18 protein-coding genes and 1 riboswitch are annotated in these 19,087 nt (G+C 72.0%); of the genes, 9 read left to right on the forward strand and 9 right to left on the reverse strand.

Annotation, left to right across the window (positions count from 1 at the left end; all coding sequences use genetic code 11):
• Nucleotides 1-83 precede the first annotated feature (83 nt).
• Nucleotides 84-1,082, forward strand: coding sequence for a 2-hydroxyacid dehydrogenase (locus DT019_RS06655; RefSeq protein WP_114035690.1), 999 nt, complete (start codon nt 84-86; stop codon nt 1,080-1,082).
• Between the two features lie 7 nt (nt 1,083-1,089).
• On the opposite strand, the gene DT019_RS06660 is transcribed toward DT019_RS06655, so the two are convergent.
• The 3 genes from DT019_RS06660 to DT019_RS06670 all read right to left on the reverse strand — a co-directional run bounded on the left by DT019_RS06660 (nt 1,090) and on the right by DT019_RS06670 (nt 5,978).
• Nucleotides 1,090-2,991: an anthranilate synthase family protein gene (locus DT019_RS06660; protein WP_114035691.1), complete on the reverse strand. Its 1,902-nt coding sequence runs from the start codon at nt 2,989-2,991 to the stop codon at nt 1,090-1,092.
• 102 nt (nt 2,992-3,093) lie between these two features.
• On the reverse strand, nt 3,094-3,150 hold the full coding sequence (locus DT019_RS41025) for a trp operon leader peptide (protein ID WP_078516689.1): 57 nt from the start codon (nt 3,148-3,150) through the stop codon (nt 3,094-3,096).
• 59 nt (nt 3,151-3,209) lie between these two features.
• Nucleotides 3,210-5,978 carry an N-acetylmuramoyl-L-alanine amidase gene (locus tag DT019_RS06670; protein WP_223279328.1) on the reverse strand — a complete coding sequence of 923 codons (2,769 nt, stop codon included), beginning with the start codon at nt 5,976-5,978 and terminating at the stop codon, nt 3,210-3,212.
• Between the two features lie 186 nt (nt 5,979-6,164).
• On the opposite strand from DT019_RS06670, the gene DT019_RS06675 reads away from it, so the two are divergent.
• On the forward strand, nt 6,165-7,505 hold the full coding sequence (locus tag DT019_RS06675; protein ID WP_114035694.1) for a class II 3-deoxy-7-phosphoheptulonate synthase: 1,341 nt from the start codon (nt 6,165-6,167) through the stop codon (nt 7,503-7,505).
• A gap of 173 nt (nt 7,506-7,678) precedes the next feature.
• The gene (locus tag DT019_RS06680; RefSeq protein ID WP_114035695.1) at nt 7,679-7,936 is read left to right on the forward strand and encodes a bacterioferritin-associated ferredoxin; all 258 of its coding nucleotides are present in this window, start codon (nt 7,679-7,681) and stop codon (nt 7,934-7,936) included.
• Nucleotides 7,937-7,949: 13 nt separating this feature from the next.
• On the opposite strand, the gene bfr is transcribed toward DT019_RS06680, so the two are convergent.
• Nucleotides 7,950-8,429 (reverse strand): bacterioferritin, encoded by a 480-nt coding sequence (bfr, locus tag DT019_RS06685; RefSeq protein ID WP_053727747.1) that lies wholly within the window; start codon nt 8,427-8,429, stop codon nt 7,950-7,952.
• 153 nt (nt 8,430-8,582) lie between these two features.
• Between bfr and DT019_RS06690 the strand changes: the two genes are divergently transcribed.
• On the forward strand, nt 8,583-9,215 hold the full coding sequence (locus DT019_RS06690) for a sulfite oxidase-like oxidoreductase (protein ID WP_114035696.1): 633 nt from the start codon (nt 8,583-8,585) through the stop codon (nt 9,213-9,215).
• A 1-nt stretch (nt 9,216) separates the two neighbouring features.
• Here the strand turns inward: DT019_RS06690 and DT019_RS06695 are convergent, their stop codons facing one another.
• The 5 genes from DT019_RS06695 to thiO form a co-directional block, all read right to left on the reverse strand.
• The gene (locus tag DT019_RS06695) at nt 9,217-10,068 is read right to left on the reverse strand and encodes a deoxyribonuclease IV (protein ID WP_114035697.1); all 852 of its coding nucleotides are present in this window, start codon (nt 10,066-10,068) and stop codon (nt 9,217-9,219) included.
• A gap of 11 nt (nt 10,069-10,079) precedes the next feature.
• Entirely contained in the window at nt 10,080-12,041 is a 1,962-nt protein-coding gene (gene pknB / locus DT019_RS06700; protein WP_189389228.1) for a Stk1 family PASTA domain-containing Ser/Thr kinase, read from the reverse strand.
• 88 nt (nt 12,042-12,129) lie between these two features.
• On the reverse strand, nt 12,130-12,924 hold the full coding sequence (locus DT019_RS06705) for a thiazole synthase (protein WP_114035699.1): 795 nt from the start codon (nt 12,922-12,924) through the stop codon (nt 12,130-12,132).
• Nucleotides 12,925-12,927: 3 nt separating this feature from the next.
• Nucleotides 12,928-13,128, reverse strand: a complete 201-nt coding sequence (gene thiS / locus DT019_RS06710; RefSeq protein ID WP_114035700.1) for a sulfur carrier protein ThiS — start codon at nt 13,126-13,128, stop codon at nt 12,928-12,930.
• Entirely contained in the window at nt 13,125-14,306 is a 1,182-nt protein-coding gene (thiO, locus tag DT019_RS06715; protein WP_114036044.1) for a glycine oxidase ThiO, read from the reverse strand. Before thiO ends, thiS begins: the two co-directional genes overlap by 4 nt.
• Nucleotides 14,304-14,416, reverse strand: a riboswitch (TPP riboswitch). Its footprint overlaps the gene before it by 3 nt.
• A gap of 119 nt (nt 14,417-14,535) precedes the next feature.
• On the opposite strand from thiO, the gene DT019_RS06720 reads away from it, so the two are divergent.
• The 5 genes from DT019_RS06720 (at nt 14,536) to DT019_RS06740 (ending at nt 19,074) form a co-directional block, all read left to right on the forward strand.
• Entirely contained in the window at nt 14,536-15,759 is a 1,224-nt protein-coding gene (locus DT019_RS06720) for an NAD(P)/FAD-dependent oxidoreductase (RefSeq protein ID WP_114035701.1), read from the forward strand.
• A gap of 237 nt (nt 15,760-15,996) precedes the next feature.
• Nucleotides 15,997-16,362, forward strand: coding sequence for an Rv2175c family DNA-binding protein (locus tag DT019_RS06725; protein ID WP_114036045.1), 366 nt, complete (start codon nt 15,997-15,999; stop codon nt 16,360-16,362).
• Between the two features lie 110 nt (nt 16,363-16,472).
• Entirely contained in the window at nt 16,473-17,135 is a 663-nt protein-coding gene (gene thiE / locus DT019_RS06730; RefSeq protein ID WP_114035702.1) for a thiamine phosphate synthase, read from the forward strand.
• Nucleotides 17,136-17,249: 114 nt separating this feature from the next.
• Nucleotides 17,250-18,167, forward strand: a complete 918-nt coding sequence (gene metF, locus DT019_RS06735; protein ID WP_114035703.1) for a methylenetetrahydrofolate reductase [NAD(P)H] — start codon at nt 17,250-17,252, stop codon at nt 18,165-18,167.
• A 61-nt stretch (nt 18,168-18,228) separates the two neighbouring features.
• Nucleotides 18,229-19,074, forward strand: a complete 846-nt coding sequence (locus tag DT019_RS06740) for a hypothetical protein (protein ID WP_114035704.1) — start codon at nt 18,229-18,231, stop codon at nt 19,072-19,074.
• The last annotated feature ends 13 nt before the right edge of the window (nt 19,075-19,087 follow it).

The raw sequence follows: 19,087 nt of genomic DNA on the forward strand, positions 1-19,087 counted from the left end.
GCTGTGGGCCGTATATTCGCGATATCCGGCCCATAGCCCTCCTGTCTGGCTTCACGGTCAGAAGCGCCCATAAGGGGAGAGTCGTGAAGATCCTGGCATTCGGCGTGCAGGCCGACGAGAAGCCGTTGATCGAGAAGGCCTTCGCGCGACTGCACGACGTGCGCTGTCTGGACGTCTTCCTCACCGAGGACACCGCGCCGATCGCCGCCGGGTACGAGGCCATCTCCACCAGCGTCAACGCCAACCTCAACGCGCGGGTGCTGCAGAGCCTCGCCGCCGGCGGCACGCGGATGATCGCCCAGCGCTCCACCGGCTTCAACAACATCGACCTGGACGTGGCCGCACGCCTCGGCCTCACCGTCGCCCGGGTCTCCTCCTACTCGCCGTACTCCGTGGCCGAGTTCGCCTGGACGCTGGCGATGGCGGTCAACCGCCGGATCGTGCGGGCCTCCAACCGCACCCGCGACTTCGACTTCCGCCTGGACGGGCTGCTCGGCCGCGATCTGCGGGGCCGCACGGCCGGCGTCCTGGGCACCGGCAAGATCGGCGAGGCGTTCACCCGCATCGCGCACGGCTTCGGCATGAACCTGCTCGGCTGGGACGTGGCCCAGAACCCGTCCTGCGTCGAGCTCGGCATGAAGTACGTCGACAAGGACGAGCTCCTCGCGAGCGCCGACGTGATCAGCCTGCATGTGCCGCTGCTGCCCTCGACCCAGCACATCATCGGGCGCGCCGAACTCGCCGCGATGAAGGACGACGCGATCCTGGTCAACTCCAGCCGGGGCGGTCTGATCGACACGGACGCGCTGGTCGGCGAATTGCGCAAGGGCAGATTCACGGGTGTCGGTCTGGACGTGTACGAGGCGGAGGCGGGCCTGTTCTTCCTCGACAAGTCGCTCGAAGCCGTCGAGGACGACACCCTGGCCCGCCTCGTGACCTTCCCCAATGTGGTGGTCACCTCGCACCAGGCGTACTACACACAGGACGCGGTGGGCCAGATCGTCGCGGCGACGGTGGAGAACGTGGCGGCCTACCTGGCAGGCCGCCACACCGAGAACGTCCTCGTCCCGGCAGCGCCGTAGCCGGGCCTCAGCGCACCGCCGCCACCCCCGCGAGCAGGTCCCGGACCACCTCGGGGCCGCGCAGCGTGAGCACCGACTCCGGGTGGAACTGGATGCCCGCGTACCCCGGGCCGCGCAGCGCGTGCACCTCGTGCGTCACCGGGTCGCGCGACACCTCCACGCCGGGCAGCCCATCCTCGCAGCGCGCCGCGAAGCTGTTGTAGAAGCCCACCGTCTCCTCGCGGCCGAACAGGTCGATCCGCACCTGCGCGCCCTGGTGCGGCTCCCGCTTGCGCACGATCTCCAGGCCGAGCTCCGCCGCGATCAGCTCATGGCCCAGGCACACCCCGAGCAGCCCGTGCCGGTGCGAGCGCAGCAGCTCGGCCGCCAGCGGGCGAAGCAGCGCCATCTTCGGGTCCGCCGCGTCCGAGGGGTCGCCCGGCCCGGGGCCCAGGATCACCGGGCCCTCGTGGCCGAGCACCCGCGCGTGCAGGCCGGGCACGTCGTAGCGGAGCACCGAGACCGCGAGGCCCGCCGAGCGCAGCACATGCGCGAGCATCGCGGTGAACGTGTCCTCGCCGTCCACCACCAGCGCCGACCCGCTCGGCTCGGCGGGCCGGTCCTGCATCCGCAGCCAGAACGGCGCGAGGTCGGCCCGCCGGGCGTCAAGCGCGGCCCGCACCCGGGGATCGTCGGCGAGCCGGGGGCGGACGGACTCGGCGCGCGGACGGCCGGGGCGCACCCCGAGCGCCGCCAGGACCCCGGCCGCCTTGGCGTGCGTCTCGGCGACCTCGCCCGCCGGGTCCGAGTGCCGTACGAGGGTGGCGCCGACCGGCACCCGCAGACGGCCCTCGGGGGAGATGTCCGCCGTGCGGATCAGGATGGGGGAGTCGAGGGTCTGGGAGCCGCCGGCGTCCCGGCCGAGCAGCGCGAGGGCGCCCGCGTAGTAGCCGCGCCCGCCGTCCTCGTACCGCTCGATGACCCGGCACGCGTTCTGCACCGGGGAGCCGGTGACCGTCGCCGCGAACATCGTCTCCCTGAGCACCTCGCGGACGTCCAGCGACGAGCGGCCCCTCAACTCGTACTCGGTGTGCGCGAGATGGGCCATCTCCTTGAGACGGGGGCCGATCACCACGCCGCCCATGTCGCCGACCGTGCACATCATCTTGAGCTCCTCGTCGACGACCATCGACAGCTCGTCGGTCTCCTTGCGGTCGGCGAGGAAGGTCAGCAGGTCCTCCGGGGTCGGCCCGCCCGCCGGGTAGCGGTAGGTCCCGCTGATCGGGTTCATGACGACCGTGCCGCCGGACATCCGCACGTGCACCTCGGGGCTCGCGCCGACCAGGGTGCGCCCGCCCGTCGCCCGCCGCCCTTCCGAGGAAGGCCCCGCGGGACCGTTCTCCCTTCCGGTGTGCACCACGTACGTCCAGTACGCGCCCTGCTCGCCCACGAGCAGCCGGCGGAACAGGGCCAGCGCGTCGGCCCGGCCGAAGCCGGGGATCTCGCCGGTGAAGGTGCGCCGGATCACGAAGTTGGCGCCCTCGCCGCGGCCGATCTCGTCGTCGATCACCCGGCGCACGATCCCCGCGTACTCCTCGTCGCCGACGTCGAAGCCGCCGCCCTCGACCCGCACCTCGTGCGCGGGGAGTTCGGCCAGCACGTCCGCGAGCGGCAGTTCGTGGGTCTCGTCCGCGACGAGCACCGAGAGCGGGGTCCCGTCGTCCCGGACGTCGAAGCCGCGCTCCCTGATCTGCCGGAACGGCACCAGGGCGAGCGCGGGCCGGTCCCCGACGGGCAGGTCGGCGAGGCGCTCGGCCTCGTGGACCTCGCCGATCAACAGCTCGACGGTGTCGTGGTCGCGGCCCGGGGTGCGCCTGCGCAGCAGCGCGAAGGGCGGGCAGTTCTCGTCCAACAGCCTCTGGATGAGCATCGGTTGCGTGGTTCCTTCCGGTGGTGAGCGGGAGGAACAGCCCCGGAAACACTGAAGGCCGCCCCTCGGGGCGGCCTTCGCGAGTCTGTGTACGCGCAGAGATCAGCGGGCCGCCGGATGAGCGGTCCACCACCAGTTCTGGGTCGAGTGCGCGAACATGCCGGGCACTCTACCCGATGGCACCGCGGCCGTGCGGTGCCATCGGGACAATCAAGGGATCAGAGCAGCGCGTCGTAGATGTTCCAGCCCGTGCCGATCTGGCGGCGGTCGCCGAACGGCTGCACCGAACCGCCGTTGCCCGGGTAGAACCACAGCTTGCCGTCGGCGTCGCGGGCGGTCAGGTCCGGCTTGCCGTCCCCGTTCAGGTCGCCCGAGCTGACGATCGCGTTGTAGATGTTCCAGCCGGTGCCGATCTGGCGGCGGTCGCCGAAGGGCTGCACCGCGCTGCCCGTGCCCGGGTAGAACCACAGCTTCCCGGACGGCTCGCGGGCCACGAAGTCGCCCTTGCCGTCGCCGTCGAGGTCGCCGGTGCTCAGGATCTGGTCGTAGATCTGCCAGCTGGTGCCGATCTGCGTGCGGTTGCCGAAGGCGGGGCCGCCCGTGCCCGGGTACAGCCAGAGCCTGCCGTCGCCGTCGCGGGCGATCAGGTCGGCCCGGCCGTCACCGGTCAGGTCGCCCGCGCCCACCAGGGAGGTGAAGGCACCCCAGCCCGCGCCGAGCCGGACCCGGTCGCCCAACGGGGCCGCCGGGTTGCCGCTGCCCTTGTAGTACCAGGCCACGCCGGAGGTGTCCCGGGCGATCAGGTCGCCCTGGCCGTCGGCACGGAAGTCCGACAGGTCGGTCATGGCGTTGTAGATGCCCCAGCCGCTGCCGATCCTGAACCGGGTCAGGAACGGCTGGGTGATGTCGCCCGAGCCCTGGTACTGCCAGAAGCCGCCGTTCGCGTCCCGCGCGAGCAGGTTGTAGCGGTTGTCGGCGCGCACCGGGCCGACCGGGGTGACCTGCTGGACGTCGGCCGTCCGCACCCAGGCGATCCGGTGGTTGTACCGGATCGGGTAGAAGGTCTGCGTGCCCTTGACCAGCGTGCCGAGCGTCGTGCCGCCGAGGTAGTAGTCACCGGCGACCGGGGCGCCCGCGGCGACATAGGCCTGGTCGGCCGGGACGGTGTACTTCGTCAGCGCGGCGGAGTTGTTGTTCTGCACGGGCACCCCGGTGCCCGCGTACGCCGCGTCCTCGGGGTAGGCGCGCCCGTAGACCGCGACCGGCGCGGTGCCCTTGGCCTTGAGGACGACCGGGGCGTCGGGTGCCACCACGGAGGTGTACTGGCCGCCGGGGTTGAAGAACCAGGCCTTGCGGCCGCCGTACCAGATGGCCGTCCAGTCGCCCTGCCAGTCCGCGACGACGTACTGCCCGCCCGCGACGACCTTGTCGCCCCAGTTGGGCCCGTCGCTCCACAGCATGTTGGGCATGTACGGGTCCGCGATGGGCGTCGCCGTCGAGGCCGAGGCGTACAGGTAGCCGAAGTTCGCGGGCTGCGGGGTGACGGTCTTGCCGTTGTACGTCAGCGTGGGCTGGTTCGCCGCGCTGAAGGGCGGCACGACCCTGACGACCTGGCCCGCCCGCAGCGGCTGGCCGGCGCCCCCGGCGCCGGTCGGGGCGCCGAGCAGGGACATGTAGTGGTTCCAGTCCCAGAACGGGCCCGGGTCCCAGTGCATCCCGGCCACATAGCCGTCCAGCACACCCGGCACCTCGTCGTGACCGATGATGTGCTCGCGGTCCACCGGGATGTTGAACCGGTCGGCCAGGTACTTGACCAGCGTGGCCGACGACTCGTACAGCGGCTCGCCGTACCAGCTGCCTTCCTTGATGGCGTAGCCCACGTGCTCGATGCCGAGCGCGTGCATGTTCACGGTCTTGTTGCCCGCGTGGTACGACTCGTCCTTCGTCGCCACCATCTGCGTGACGAGGCTGCCGTCGTCCTTGATCAGGTAGTGCGTGCTGGCCGACGTCGTCGGGTCCTGGAAGATCTTGACCGAGCCGTCGTAGCTGCCCTCGGTGTCGTGGATGACGATCTGCCGGATGTCGAAACCGTTGTCCGGCCGGTTCGCCACGTTGTAGTTGTTCACGTCGGCCGGCTTGACGTCGCAGGGCAGGCCCGCGGGGCACTCGGGGGTGCCCGCAGTCTCCGCGGGAGCGCCGGGAGCGGCCGCGGCCAGTGGCATCTTCGCCGGCTTGACGGGCTTCACCGCGGGGTCGGCGGGCAGCGCCAGGCGCTGGCCGTCCGTGGTGAGGCGGCTCTCGCCGGAGCGGACCGAGTCGAAGACGCGCCGCGCGAAGGCGTCGGCGCCCTTGGCGTCGGGGGCCTGGCTGTAGCGGGCCACCGCCGCGTACCAGCCGCCCGGGTCGGCCGGCAGCGAGCCGGTGGCGGCGCGCTGGTAGCGGGCGAGCAGCGCCGCGCCCGCCCGGATGCTCTGCCCGGTGTCGGTGCGCACCGTGTCCACCGGCTCGCCGATGAGCTTCGCGGCCTCGTCCAGGGTGTGCAGCCGCGGGTCATCGGTGTCGACGGCGGGGGCCTGGGCCAGCGCCTTCTTCGCGTCGAACTTCTTCATGACCGCCGGGTCGCCGCTCAGGTCGAGGTGCGCGAGGCGGTCCTGGTCGCCGGGCCGCTCCACGTCGGCCGGCGTGACCCGGGTCAGGCCCATGACGTTGTACGCGCCCGACGTGCTGGGCTTCCCGTCGTGGTCCTCCCAGAGCGTCTGGCGGTAGGAGACCGCCATCAGCACGCTCTGCGGAACCTTGAACTCCTTGGCCGCCTCGGCGAACTGGGCCTGGAGGGCCGAGCCCGGCCGGGCCCCGCTCCCCTGCGCGGCCCCCGCCCCCCGCGGCGCCGCGACCGCCGCCGTGCCGAACGCGGTGACGGCTACGGCCCCGGCCACCCCGTAGGCAAGGATCTTCCTCGCCGCATGTCTCTGCTGCCTTCCGCTCACGCTTCGGCTCACACCCACCCCTGGTCACTAGCCCGGTATTCAGTAAGTGGCGTGAGATTAACAGGGGGTGAGCGCGACGGAAGAGATGGGGAGGGGCCACGCACTTGCACCACTTCGGGACATGTCACCGTGGCCGGTGTCTCATTTGGTGGTCGTGGGGGTGGGGGCCGGGGTGGACCCCGTAATGTGGGGCAGGTGACCGTGAACGTAAACACCTGGCGTGACCTTCCCGCGGCGCAGCAGCCCGAGTACCCGGATGCCGAGGCCCTGCGCGATGTGATCGCGGACCTCGAGTCCTATCCGCCGCTCGTCTTCGCGGGCGAGTGCGACCAGCTGCGTGCCCGGCTGGGAGCCGTCGCCCAGGGCGAGGCGTTCCTGCTCCAGGGCGGCGACTGCGCGGAGGCCTTCGACGGCGTCTCGGCCGAGCACATCCGGGCCAAGCTCAAGACCCTCCTCCAGATGAGCGCCGTCCTCACCTACGCGGCCTCCGTGCCGGTGGTGAAGGTCGGCCGCATCGCCGGCCAGTACTCCAAGCCCCGCTCCAAGGGCACCGAGACCCGCGACGGCGTGACCCTGCCGACCTACCGGGGCGACTCGGTGAACGGCTTCGCCTTCACGGAGAAGGACCGCGTCCCGGACCCCGAGCGCCTGAAGCGGATGTACAACGCCTCCGCCTCCACGCTCAACCTGGTCCGCGCCTTCACCACCGGTGGCTACGCCGACCTGCGCCAGGTGCACGCCTGGAACCAGGACTTCGTGAAGTCGTCCCCCTCGGGCCAGCGCTACGAGCAGCTCGCCCGCGAGATCGACAACGCGCTGAACTTCATGAAGGCCTGCGGCACCGACCCGGCCGAGTTCAAGGCCGTCGAGTTCTACGCCTCCCACGAGGCGCTGCTGCTCGACTACGAGTCGGCGCTGACCCGTACCGACTCGCGCACCGGCCACCTGTACGACACCTCCGGCCACATGGTCTGGATCGGTGAGCGCACCCGGCAGCTGGACGGCGCGCACATCGAGTTCGCCTCCCGCATCCGCAACCCGATCGGCATCAAGCTCGGCCCGACGACCACCGTCGACGAGGCGCTCACCTACGTGGACCGCCTCGACCCGGACCGCGAGCCGGGCCGCCTCACCTTCGTCGTCCGCATGGGCGCCGACAAGGTCAGGGACAAGCTCCCCGAGCTGGTCGAGAAGGTCACCGCCTCCGGCGCGGTCGTCGCGTGGGTCACCGACCCCATGCACGGCAACACCTTCGAGGCGGCCTCCGGGCACAAGACGCGCCGCTTCGACGACGTCCTGGACGAGGTCAAGGGCTTCTTCGAGGTCCACAAGGGCCTCGGCACCCACCCGGGCGGCATCCACGTCGAGCTCACCGGTGACGACGTCACCGAGTGCGTGGGCGGCGGCGACGAGATCTTCGTCGACGACCTGCACCAGCGCTACGAGACGGCCTGCGACCCGCGCCTGAACCGCAGCCAGTCCCTGGACCTGGCGTTCCTGGTCGCCGAGATGTACCGCGACCAGTAGTCCCGTACGTACCGGTGGGGCGCGGATCCGTGTGATCCGCGCCCCACTGGCGTATCCGGGGCTTTTGCGTACCCGGGGTGCCGGGTAAGGTTAGGTTAGCCTCACCGACAGTCGGGAACCGATCGATCGGAACGGGCCTTTACCCATCGATCCCGCGTCGATCGCTCCGGGAGGTGAACCGCGTGTACGTATGCAACTGCTTCGGTGTCACCGAGGAGCAGGTCCGGAAGCACGCGGACGGCGGTGCCTGCACCCCGCGCCAGATAGCTTCCGCCTGCAAGGCCGGCACCGACTGCGGTTCGTGCGTGCGCCGCATCCAGGCGCTGCTCGGACGCGGCGCCTGCCCCCGCCGGGAGCTGGTGGACCAGGGCAGGCCCGCGCTCACCGCGGTCGCCCCCGACCGGGCCCCGGCCCTGGACGAGGCCGCGTGACCCTTCGCCCGGCTCAGCTCTCGGGCTGCTCGATCAGCTGGGCGATGTAGAGCGCCTCGCCGAGCTTGTCGACGAGCTCCAGCTGGGTGTCGAGGTAGTCGATGTGGTGCTCCTCGTCGGCCAGGATCGACTCGAAGATGTTCGCGGACGTGATGTCGCCCTTCGCGCGCATGACCTCGATGCCGCGCTTGAGGCGGTCGATCGCCTCGACCTCGATCTGCCGGTCCGCCTGGAACATCTCGGTGACCGTCTGCCCGATGCGCACATGGAAGAGGCGCTGGAAGTTCGGCAGGCCGTCCAGGAAGAGGATCCGGTCGGTCAGCACCTCCGCGTGCTTCATCTCGTCGATCGACTCGTGACGCGTGTACTTGGCCAGCTTCGTCCAGCCGAAGTTGGCCTGCATCGCGCTGTGCAGCCAGTACTGGTTGATCGCCGTCAGCTCGGCACTCAGCTGCTCATTCAGGAATTCGATGACCTCGGGGTCGCCCTGCATCGCAGAGGCTCCTTCCAAGCGGTAACCGGTCAGATTCCGCGCATCCTCGCACCGTGATCAGAACGCGTCCAGTAAGTGCATGCTTAGTAGGAGTTGCCCGAATCGGGACGTCCCTGGTCATCACCACCCCCCGGGGTCTGTCACCATGGAGTCATGGGTCAGCCGGAGAGCCGGGAGCGGCAGGGAGCAGCGCAGACGGAGCTTCCGCCGGGGCAGCGGCTCCAGCGCGGCTGGCCGGTCACCCACTACGGTCCGGTGCCCAAGTTCAAGCCGGAACGCTGGGAGTTCCGGGTCTTCGGAGCCACCGCCGACGGCGACAAGCACTGCTGGAACCACGAGGAGTTCTCGGCGCTGCCGTTCGAGACCGTGGTCGCCGACCTGCACTGCGTCACCAAGTTCTCGATGGTCGGGGCCGAATGGGGCGGGGTGAGCACCCGCACGATCGCCGAACTGGCGCCGCCCGCACCCGATGTCACCCATGTGATGGTGTGGGCCGAGTACGGCTTCAGCTCCAATCTGCGCCTGGCCGACTTCCTCGGCGACCGTACGCTCTTCGCCACCCACAACGGCGGTGAACTGCTCACCGCCGAACACGGCTTCCCGCTGCGCCTGGTGGTGCCGCACCTCTACGCCTGGAAGGGCCCCAAGTGGGTGCGCGGCGTCGAGTACATGACCGCGGACCGCCGGGGCTTCTGGGAGGAGCGGGGGTACCACAACATCGGCGACCCCTGGCGCGAGCAGCGCTACTCCTACCAGGAGGAGCCCGGGGACGGCCCCGAGCTCTAGCTCACGCCCGCAGCGACTTCAGCCGGGCCACGTCCGCCGCGTGCCCCTCCTTGCCGCCCGGGGTCTCGATGACCAGCGGTACGCCCGCGGTGGCCGGGTGGGCGAGCAGCTCGCGGAACGGCTCCTCGCCGATGTGGCCCGAGCCGATGTTCTCGTGGCGGTCCTTGTGCGCGCCCGCCACGTCCTTGGAGTCGTTGGCGTGGATCAGCTTCAGCCGTCCCTCGCCGACGGTCTCCACCAGCAGGTCCAGGGTCTGCTTCATCGCGCCCGGGCCGACGAGATCGTGCCCGGCCGCGTAGATGTGACAGGTGTCCAGGCAGACGCCCAGCCTGGGGTGGGAGTCCAGCGCCTCGAAGTACGGGCCGAAGTCCCAGGTGCGCGAGCACAGGGAGGCGCCCTGGCCCGCGGTCGACTCCAGGAGCAGGAACGGGTCGTCGTCGTGGGTCAGCTCGTCGAGCAGCGGCAGCAGACGCGTACGGACCTGCGCCAGGGCCTCCGCGCGCGGCCGTCCGCCGGTCGCCGAACCGGTGTGGACGACCACGCCGAGCGCGCCGATCTCGCGGCCCCGGCGCAGCGAGTGGCGCAGCGACTCCACCGACCGCTCCGCCGTCGCCTCGGTGTGCGAGCCGAAGTTGATCAGGTACGGGGCGTGCACATACGCCGGGATCGAGGCCTCGGCGCACTCGGCGCGGAACCTCTCGTCCTGGGCCGGATTCCCGGTGGGGGTGGCCCAGCCGCGAGGGTTGGCGACGAAGACCTGCACGGTCTCGGCGCCGATGTCGCGCGCGTAGGCGAGGCCGGTCGTGGCGAGGCCGCCGGCCACGGGGACGTGGCCGCCGATGGGGTTGCGCATGGGGTGACTACCTACAGTCCCTTGGTGGTGATGGTGATGGTGGAGCCCTCCGGGGCCTGCGCCCCGGCGGCCACGGACTGGCCCGACACCTCGTCGCTGAGGAACGGGAAGCCGCGGTCGACCTTCACCTTGAAGCCGGCCTTCTCCAGGTCCTTCTGGGCGTCGGCGGCCTTCTCGCCGGTCACCTTCGGCACCGTGATCATCCGGGGGCCCTTGGATACGGTCAGGGTGACGCTGTCGCCCTTGGCGAGCCGGGCGTGCTCGGCGGCGGACTGGGCCGCGACCTTGCCCGCGTCCTGCGCCGAGTTGACCTGGTCGGGGGCGACGGTGACCGTGAGCCCGGCGTCCTGGAGGGCGGTGGTGGCGTCGGCCACCGAGTCGCCGACGACGTTGGGCACGTCCACGGGGGCGCCCTTGCTGACGACCATCGAGACGGCCGTGTCCGTGTGGCGCTTGACGCCCGAGGCCGGGTCGGTGCGGATCACCGAGCCCTGCGGGACGCTGTCGTTGAACTCGCTGGAGGTGTCGCCCGGCGCGAAGCCCGCCTTCTGCAGCTCGCTCTTCGCCTGGTCGAGCGGCATGCCGTCCAGCTTGGGCACCTGCGCCGTCTCGGGGCCGCGCGAGACGACCAGCGTCACCGAGCCGTTCCCGCGGATGCGGGCGCCGGTGGCCGGGTCGGTCGAGACGACCTGGCCCCGCTCGACGGTGTCGCTGAACTGCCGGTCGACTTGTCTGACGCCGAGCCCGGCGTTCGACAGCTTCTTCTTCGCCGCGTCCTCGCTCTGCCCGATGAGGGCCGGAACGCGGGTGAACTGGCCGGAGTTGATGTACCAGACCCCCGCGCCGACCCCGAAGATCAGGAGCACCGCCGCGACCAGGGCGAGCAGACCGCGCCGGTTGTTCAGGCGCCCGCGCGGCTCGCGGGGCGCGGGCTCCGGCTCGTCCTCGACGCGCTGCGGCAGGATCAGCCGGGTGGTGCGGTTGACGGGCTCCGGGCGGGCCGACTCCGCGGGCAGCGGCCCGGACACCGGGGTGGCCACGGCCCGCGGGATCACGCTCGTACGGTCCTCGGAGCCGGTTTCCCCGGCCGCCGGGTGGGCGCCCGGCGGGACCGCGTCCAGCTGCTCGTCGCCGAGCGCCGCGCGGGCGGTACGGGTCTGGGCGAGCAGGGCGACCGCGTCGTGCGGGCGGACGTCGGGGTTGCGGGCGGTCGCGGAGGCGACCAGTTCGTCCAGTTCCAGGGCGAGGCCCGGCACGGCCGCGGAGGGCGCGGGCATCCCCTCGTGGAGGTGGGCGTAGAGGATCTGGGCGGGGGTGTCCCCGCGGTGCGGCTTGGCGCCGGTGAGCATCTCGTACAGGACGACACCGCACGCGTACACGTCGGCGCGGGTGTCGGCGGTGCCGTGCTCGATCTGCTCGGGGGCGAGGTAGGAGACGGTGCCGAGGACCGAGCCGGTGGTGCTCGTCACCGAGTCCACGGCCCTGACCAGGCCGAAGTCGGCGACCTTGACCCGGCCGTCGTCGCCGATCAGCACGTTCTCGGGCTTCATGTCCCGGTGGACGAACCCGGCGCGGTGGGCGGCGCCGAGGGCCGCGAGCACCGGCTCCAGGATGTCGAGGGCCGCGCGCGGCTGGAGCGCGCCGCGCTCGCGCAGCACGTCGCGCAGGGTGCAGCCCGCGATGTACTCCATCGCGAGGTAGACGTACTGGCCCTGCGCGCCCTGGTCGAAGACGCCGACCACATTGGGGTGCGCGAGCCGGGCGACCGACTTGGCCTCGCGGATGAAGCGCTCCACGAAGGAGGCGTCGGCGGCGAGGGCGGGGTGCATCACCTTGAGGGCGAGGACCCGGTCCAGGCGGGTGTCGACGGCCCGGTAGACCGTGGCCATACCGCCGACGGCGATACGCGCGTCGACGCGGTAGCGGCCGTCGAGCACCTGCCCGACGAGGGGGTCATGAAGGGTCGTATCCACGGGGGAGAGTTTACGAGCGCCGTCCGGCCCCCTTCACGCCGCGTGCGTCCGGGGGGCCGGACTGAAGCCGACCTGTGACGCGGACCCGCTAGAACGCGGGCCGCTCGGGGTCGAACGCGGCCCGTCCCGCCATCGTCGAGGACGCCTCGGCGAAGTGGCGGCGCGGGATGCGGCCCGCACGGTGGGCGAGGCGGCCCGCCTCCACCGCGTGCCGCATCGCCTCCGCCATCAGGACCGGCTCCTGGGCCCGGGTCACCGCCGAGGCCAGCATCACCGCCGAGCAGCCGAGTTCCATCGCGAGCGAGACGTCGGAGGCGGTGCCCGCGCCCGCGTCGAGGATGACCGGGACCCCCGCCCGGTCCACGATCAGCTCGAAGTTGTGCGGGTTGCGGATGCCGAGGCCGGAGCCGATGGGGGAGCCGAGCGGCATGATCGCCGCGCAGCCCACGTCCTCCAGCTTGCGCGCGAGGACCGGGTCGTCGTTGGTGTACGGCAGCACGGTGAACCCGTCGTCGACCAACACCTCGGCGGCGTCGAGCAGTTCGACCGGGTCCGGCAGCAGGGTCCGCTCGTCGGCGACGACCTCCAGCTTCACCCAGTGCGTGCCGAGCGCCTCCCGGGCCAGGCGCGCGGTGAGGACGGCCTCGCCCGCGGTGAAGCAGCCCGCGGTGTTGGGCAGGACGCGAATGCCGAGCCGGTCGAGCACGGACAGGACCGAACCCTGCACGGTGGGGTCGAGGCGGCGCATCGCGACCGTGGTGAGCTCGGTGCCGGAGGCGGCGAGCGCGCGTTCCAGCGTGTCGAGGCTGGGCGCCCCGCCGGTGCCCATGATCAGGCGCGAGGAGAAGGTGGTGTCGGCGATGGTCAGCGAGTCGTCGGCCATGGGTCAGCCCCCCTGCACGGCGGTGAGGACCTCGACGCGGTCGCCGTCGCCGAGCGTGGTCGTGGGCCAGGCGCCGCGCGGCACGACCGCCTCGTTGACGGCGGCGGCGACCCCGGAGCGGGCGGGCGTGAGGGTGGCGACGAGGGCGTCGAGGGTGGTCCCGGGGGCGAGCGGGCGCGGCTCGCCGTTGACGGAGATGGTCATGCGGTCGTCAGCTCCCACGGTGCGGAGGTGAAACGTCGGGGGGTGAACGGGCGTGCCTCCTCGGGCAGTTCGCCGGTGGCCAGGACGTGTGCCATGACGTCGCCGGTCACCGCCGTGAGCAGCACGCCGTTGCGGTAGTGGCCGGTGGCGATGAGCAGCCCGGGCAGCGCGGTCGGGCCGAGCAGGGGCGCGTTGTCGGGGGAGGCGGGGCGCAGCCCGGCCCGGGTCTCGGTGAGCGGCAGCTCGGTGATGCCCGGCACCAACTCGTGGGCGTCGCGCAGCAGTTGGTAGACGCCGCCCGCGGTGACCGTGGTGTCCCAGCCGAGCTCCTCGCTGGTGGCGCCGACCACGAGCTCGCCGTTCTCGCGTGGTACGAGGTAGACGTCGCTGCCCCGCACCACGGCCCGTACGGTCCGGGACAGGAAGGGCGCGCAGGCGGGCGGCACGGTCAGCCGAAGGACCTGGCCCTTGACGGGACGCACCGGCGGGAAGAGGTCCTCCGGCACGCCCTTCAGCCGGCTGCTGAGGCTGCCCGCGGCGAGCACGACCTGGTCGGCCGTGAGCTCGGTGCCGTCCGCCAGGACGGCACCGACGGCCCGGTCCCCGGAAACCGAGAGCCGCTCGGCCCAGCCGTGGGCGAACCGCACCCCGGCCGCCGTGCACGCGGCGACCAGCGCCTTCGCCAGGCGGCGCGGGTCGATCTGGTGGTCGCCGTCGACCCGGAGCCCGCCGCGCACACCGGGCGCCAGCATCGGTTCGAGGCGGCGGCAGTCGCGGCCGGACAGCCACTCGGACTCCAGGCCGCAGCGGACCTGGAGCGCGTGCAGCTCGCGCAGGTGCGCGCGGTCGTCGGAGTCGAGCGCCACGGCCAGGGTGCCGCAGGCGCGGTAGCCGGTGTCGAGACCGGTGGCCTCCGCCAGCTCGGCCGCGAAGGCCGGGAAGCGGCGGGCGGACTCGACGTTGAGGGCGAGCAGGGTCTGCTCGCCGTAATGGAGCTCGGTGACGGCGGCGAGCATGCCGGCCGCGACCTGGGCGGCCCCGCCGCCCGGCTCGGGGTCGGCGAGCACGACCCCGAGGCCGCGCTGCGCGGCCCGCCAGGCGGTGACGAGCCCGATGATCCCGCCCCCGATCACGAGGACGTCGGACCCGCTCCCGGGCCCGTTTCGAGAAGAACGCATGGGCGTCCAGCCCCTCCCTTCGCCGGCATGACCCGGATCAGGTTCGTACGGTCGGAGGCCGCCCAGCCTCCCTCTCAGCCCGGTGCGTCCGGGCTCCCGCGAGTGCTTTACGCCTGCCACCATAGCCCGAGCCCTCGGCCCGCAGTAAGGGAGCGTCCGGGCGACAGGGCCGCCTCCGCGTTGACCGGGCCCCTTACCTGACGAATAGTCAGCTGCTTATGGTGATCGGGTGAGCGAACAGCAGACGCATTCCGAAGCACGGCACGTGGTCGTCGTCGGCGCGGGCATGGCCGGCGTGCAGACCGCGGTGGCCCTGCGCGAACAGGGCTTCGCGGGAGCCATCACCCTCATCGGCGCCGAGCCGCACCAGCCCTACGACCGGCCCCCGCTCTCCAAGGCGGTCCTGCTCGGCAAGGCCGAGGGTTCGGCCTTCGAGGTCGACTTCGAGGCACTCGGCGTGGAGCTGCGCCTGGGCCTGGAGGTCACCGGGGTGCGGCCCGCCGAGCACCGCGTGGTGACCGAGGCGGGCGAGGTCGGCTACGACACCCTCGTCATCGCCACCGGCGCCGAACCGCTCACCCTGCCCGGCAGCGGGGGAGTGCCCGGCGTCCATCTGCTGCGCACCCTCGACGACGCGCGGCGGCTGCGCCCGGTCCTGGACCAGCGGCACCGGATCGTGGTCGTGGGCGCCGGATGGATCGGCGCGGAGTTCGCCACCGCCGCACGCGACGCGGGCTGCGAGGTCACCGTCGTGGAGGCCGCCGACCGCCCGCTGGCCGGGGTGCTCCCCGCCGAGGTCGCCGCCCCGATGGCCGGGTGGTACGCCGAATCCGGCGCCGAACTCCTCACCGGCGCCCGGGTCCAAGCGGTCGTGCCGGGCGAGGTACTGCTCGCCGACGGCCGGCGGCTCCCGGCCGACGCGGTGGTCATCGGCATCGGCGCCCGCCCCGCGACCGGCTGGCTGGCCGGCTCGGACATCGCGCTCGGCCCCGAGGGGGCGATCACGGCGGACGCCCGCCTGCGCACCTCGCTCCCCGACGTGTACGCGGTGGGCGACTGCGTCTCGTTCCCCTCGGCCCGGTTCGGCGAGCGCCTGCTCGTCCACCACTGGGACAACGCGTTGCAGGGCCCGCGCACGGTGGCCGCCGACATCGTGGGCGAGGCGCCCGCCGACTACGACCCGGTGCCGTACTTCTGGTCCGAACAGTTCGGCCGCTTCGTCCAGTACGCGGGCCACCACACCGACACCGACACCCTGGTCTGGCGCGGCGACCCGTCCTCGGCCCCGTGGTCGGTCTGCTGGCTGAGGGACGGGGCCCTGGTCGCGGTCCTGGCGGTGGGCCGCCCCCGGGACCTGGCCCAGGGCCGCAGACTGATCGAATCGGCCACCCCCCTGAACCGAGAAGCCCTGAGCGACCCGTCAACGCCCCTGAAGTCGGCGGTACTGGGGTAAGGACCCTGGCCAGGGAAACGCCGCCAAGGGGCGCGGGGAACTGCGCGACACGCCACGCACGATCCGCGGCCGAAACCGAAAGCTGAAGGGGCCGGGGGCGTCCGGGGCGGAGCCCCAGGACACGGTCGGCGACCAGAGGCACTTCAGGGGCCCGAGGGGCGCGGGGGACGCGGGGGCGCGGCCCCCGAGGGACCACCCCGGTACCGGCTGTCAGTGCGAGGTGGCAGGCTTGTGACCGTGACCGAGATTGACGCGAAGATTGATGCTCTCGTCCCCGCCTGGCTGTACCTCCCCGACATCGCGGAGATGCTGGACGTGGAGGTGACGCGTGTACGGCAGCTGGTCAAGGAGGGCCAGCTCATCGCCGTACGCCGCGGTGAGAACAGGGCGCTTCAGGTGCCGGCCGCCTTCATCGACACCGACAAGGTGGTGAAGGGCCTGGTCGGGACGCTGACGCTGCTGAGGGACGACGGTTTCTCCGACGAGGAGATGCTGGAGTGGCTCTTCACCCCGGACCCGACCCTGCCCGGCACCCCCGCCGAGGCCCTCAGTGAGAATCGCGGCACGGAGGTGAAGCGCCGCGCCCAGGCGCTCGCCCTCTGAGTCGAACGAGCCCACCCACCAGTGCCGCGAGCCGCGGGTGTACGGTCCGGTCCACCCGGCCCGTACACCGCGCGGCCCGGCCGAAGACGAACGACAACGGGGGACCTTCCATGCCCACGGCCCGTGAGCGGCTCGCCGACGCCCGGCTCTACCTGTGCACCGACGCGCGCAAGCGCCAGGGCGATCTGCCCGCGTTCCTGGACGCCGTGCTGGCGTCCGGCGTGGACATCGTGCAGCTGCGGGACAAGGGCATGGAGGCCGCCGAGGAGCTGGAGCACCTGGCGGTCTTCGCGGACGCCTGCCGCCGGCACGGCAAGCTGCTCGCGGTCAACGACCGGGCCGACGTGGCGCACGCGATCGGCGCCGACGTGCTGCACCTGGGCCAGGGCGATCTGCCGGTGCCCGCCGCCCGCGCCGTCCTGGGCGAGGAGGTGCTGATCGGCCGCTCCACCCACGCGGACGCGGAGGCCGCGGCGGCCGCCGTCGAGCCGGGCGTGGACTACTTCTGCACGGGCCCCTGCTGGCCCACCCCCACCAAGCCGGGCCGGTTCGCGCCGGGCCTCGACCTGGTGCGGTACACCGCCTCGCTCGGCACCGACCGCCCCTGGTTCGCGATCGGCGGCATCGACGCGGGCAACCTGGACGAGGTCCTGGACGCGGGAGCCGACCGGATCGTCGTCGTGCGGGCGATCACCGAGGCCGACGACCCGGCCGCGGCCACCGCCGACCTGGCCAAGCGGGTCCGGGAGCGGCTCGGCCGAAGCGCGGGGTGATCCCCGGGCCCCAGGGACCCGGTCGCTGTCCGAGGGGTGGACAGAAGTCCGACAATGTGGACATTTGACCCCGGACTTGTTGGGGGACCGGCGGCCCCTGGCTAACCTGCGAGTATGGCCCTTGGCACAGCTTCCACCAGGACTGATCGCGCACGAACCGTGCGTGACATGCTCGCGTCCGGCGAGACCACCTACTCCTTCGAGTTCTACGCGCCCAAAACCGAGAAGGGCGAGCGGAACCTCTGGAACGCGCTGCGCCGGGTCGAAGCGGTCGCCCCCGACTTCGTGTCCGTGACCTACGGAGCCGGCGGCTCCACCCGGACCGGAACCGTCGAGGCCACCCAGCAGATCACCGAGGACACCACCCTCACCCCGGTCGCCCACCTCACCGCCGTCGGGCACTCCGTCGCCGAGCTGCGCCACACCGTCGGGCAGTACGCCGACGCCGGGATCCGCAACATCCTCGCGGTGCGCGGCGACCCGAAGGGCGACCCGATGGGCGAATGGGTCAAGCACCCCCAGGGTGTGACATACGCGGCCGAACTGGTCTCGCTCATCCGGGAGTCGGGCGACTTCTGCGTGGGCGTCGCGGCCTTCCCCGAGATGCATCCGCGCTCCACGGACTGGGAATCCGACATCCGGCACTTCGTGGACAAGTGCCGCGCGGGTGCCGACTATGCCATCACCCAGATGTTCTTCGAGCCCGAGAACTATTCGCGGTTGCGTGACCGGGTCGCGGCGGCCGGCTGCGAGACCCCGATCATCCCCGAGGTCATGCCCGTGACCAGCGTGAAGCAGCTGGAACGACTGCCCCAACTCAGCACCGCGGCCTTCCCGGAGGACCTGCGGGACCGGATGCTTGCCGTCAAGGACGATCCAGCCGCTGTACGCTCCATTGGCATCGAGTTCGCCACAGAGTTCTGCTCGCGGCTGCTCGCCGATGGCGTACCCGGGTTGCACTTCATTACCCTCAACAACTCCACGGCGACGCTCGAAATCTACGAGAATCTCGGCCTGCACCAGCAGGCGTAGCCGGAAACCGGTACCCGGGCAGGGGACAGCTGTACCCGGGACAGGAGAATGAGGGACGTACATGGGCTGGACGGTCCTCTACATCGCGTTCGCGGTCGTCGCGCTGTGGCTGCTCGGTGAGGTGCTGCTGCAGTACAAGGCGCGCCTGCGCTGGCGGTTGCTCGCCTTCACCGGATTCCTGGGAGTGGTCCTGGGCGTCCTCGTCCCGTCCGTCTTCGTGATCATTCTGGGTGCGATCGCCTTCGCCGTCGGGCAGGTGCAGGTCACGCTCTCCTTCCGGCGCGGCTTCTCCACCGGCTGGGCGCTCGGCGGCAGGCCGGGCGCGAGCCGGCGGCGCAAGGGGAGCCGCGGCAAGGGCGCCCCGGCCCCGGAGCCGGTCCTCGAAGTCTCCGACCTCCAGTACGAGGCGGCCGCCGAGACCGGAGTCCTGGACCTGAACGGCCAGGCGCCGCACGCCGGTTCGGACCACGCCGAATCGGTCTACGAACCGCAGCCGATGCCCGACGAGACCGGCCAGTACGGCATCTACAGCCCCGCGCACACCGAGGCCCAGCCCCAGTACCCCGCCTACGACCCGCAGCAGCCGTACGTCGACCCGTACGCCCCGCAGTACGACGACGCGGGCGCCGGGCAGCAGCAGTACGCCGCCTACTCGGACCCGTACATCGGCAACGGCGGCCAGGCATACGGCACCTACACCGGCTACGACAGCTTCGGCGGCCAGCAGTCCTACCCCGACCCGCTGGCCGCGCAGTACGCGACGGACACCCCGCCGGGCGGCGTCTGGGTGCCCCAGCAGCGCGACGGGGAGTACGTCCCCTACGAGCAGCAGCAGGCCCAGCAGCCGTACGACCCTCACCACCCGGATCTGCCGCACCACCCCGAGCAGCAGCCCTACCGCTACTGACCGCCCCCGGGGC

The sequence above is a fragment of the Streptomyces sp. SDr-06 genome, from assembly GCF_003324565.1.
Lineage (GTDB): Bacteria > Actinomycetota > Actinomycetes > Streptomycetales > Streptomycetaceae > Streptomyces.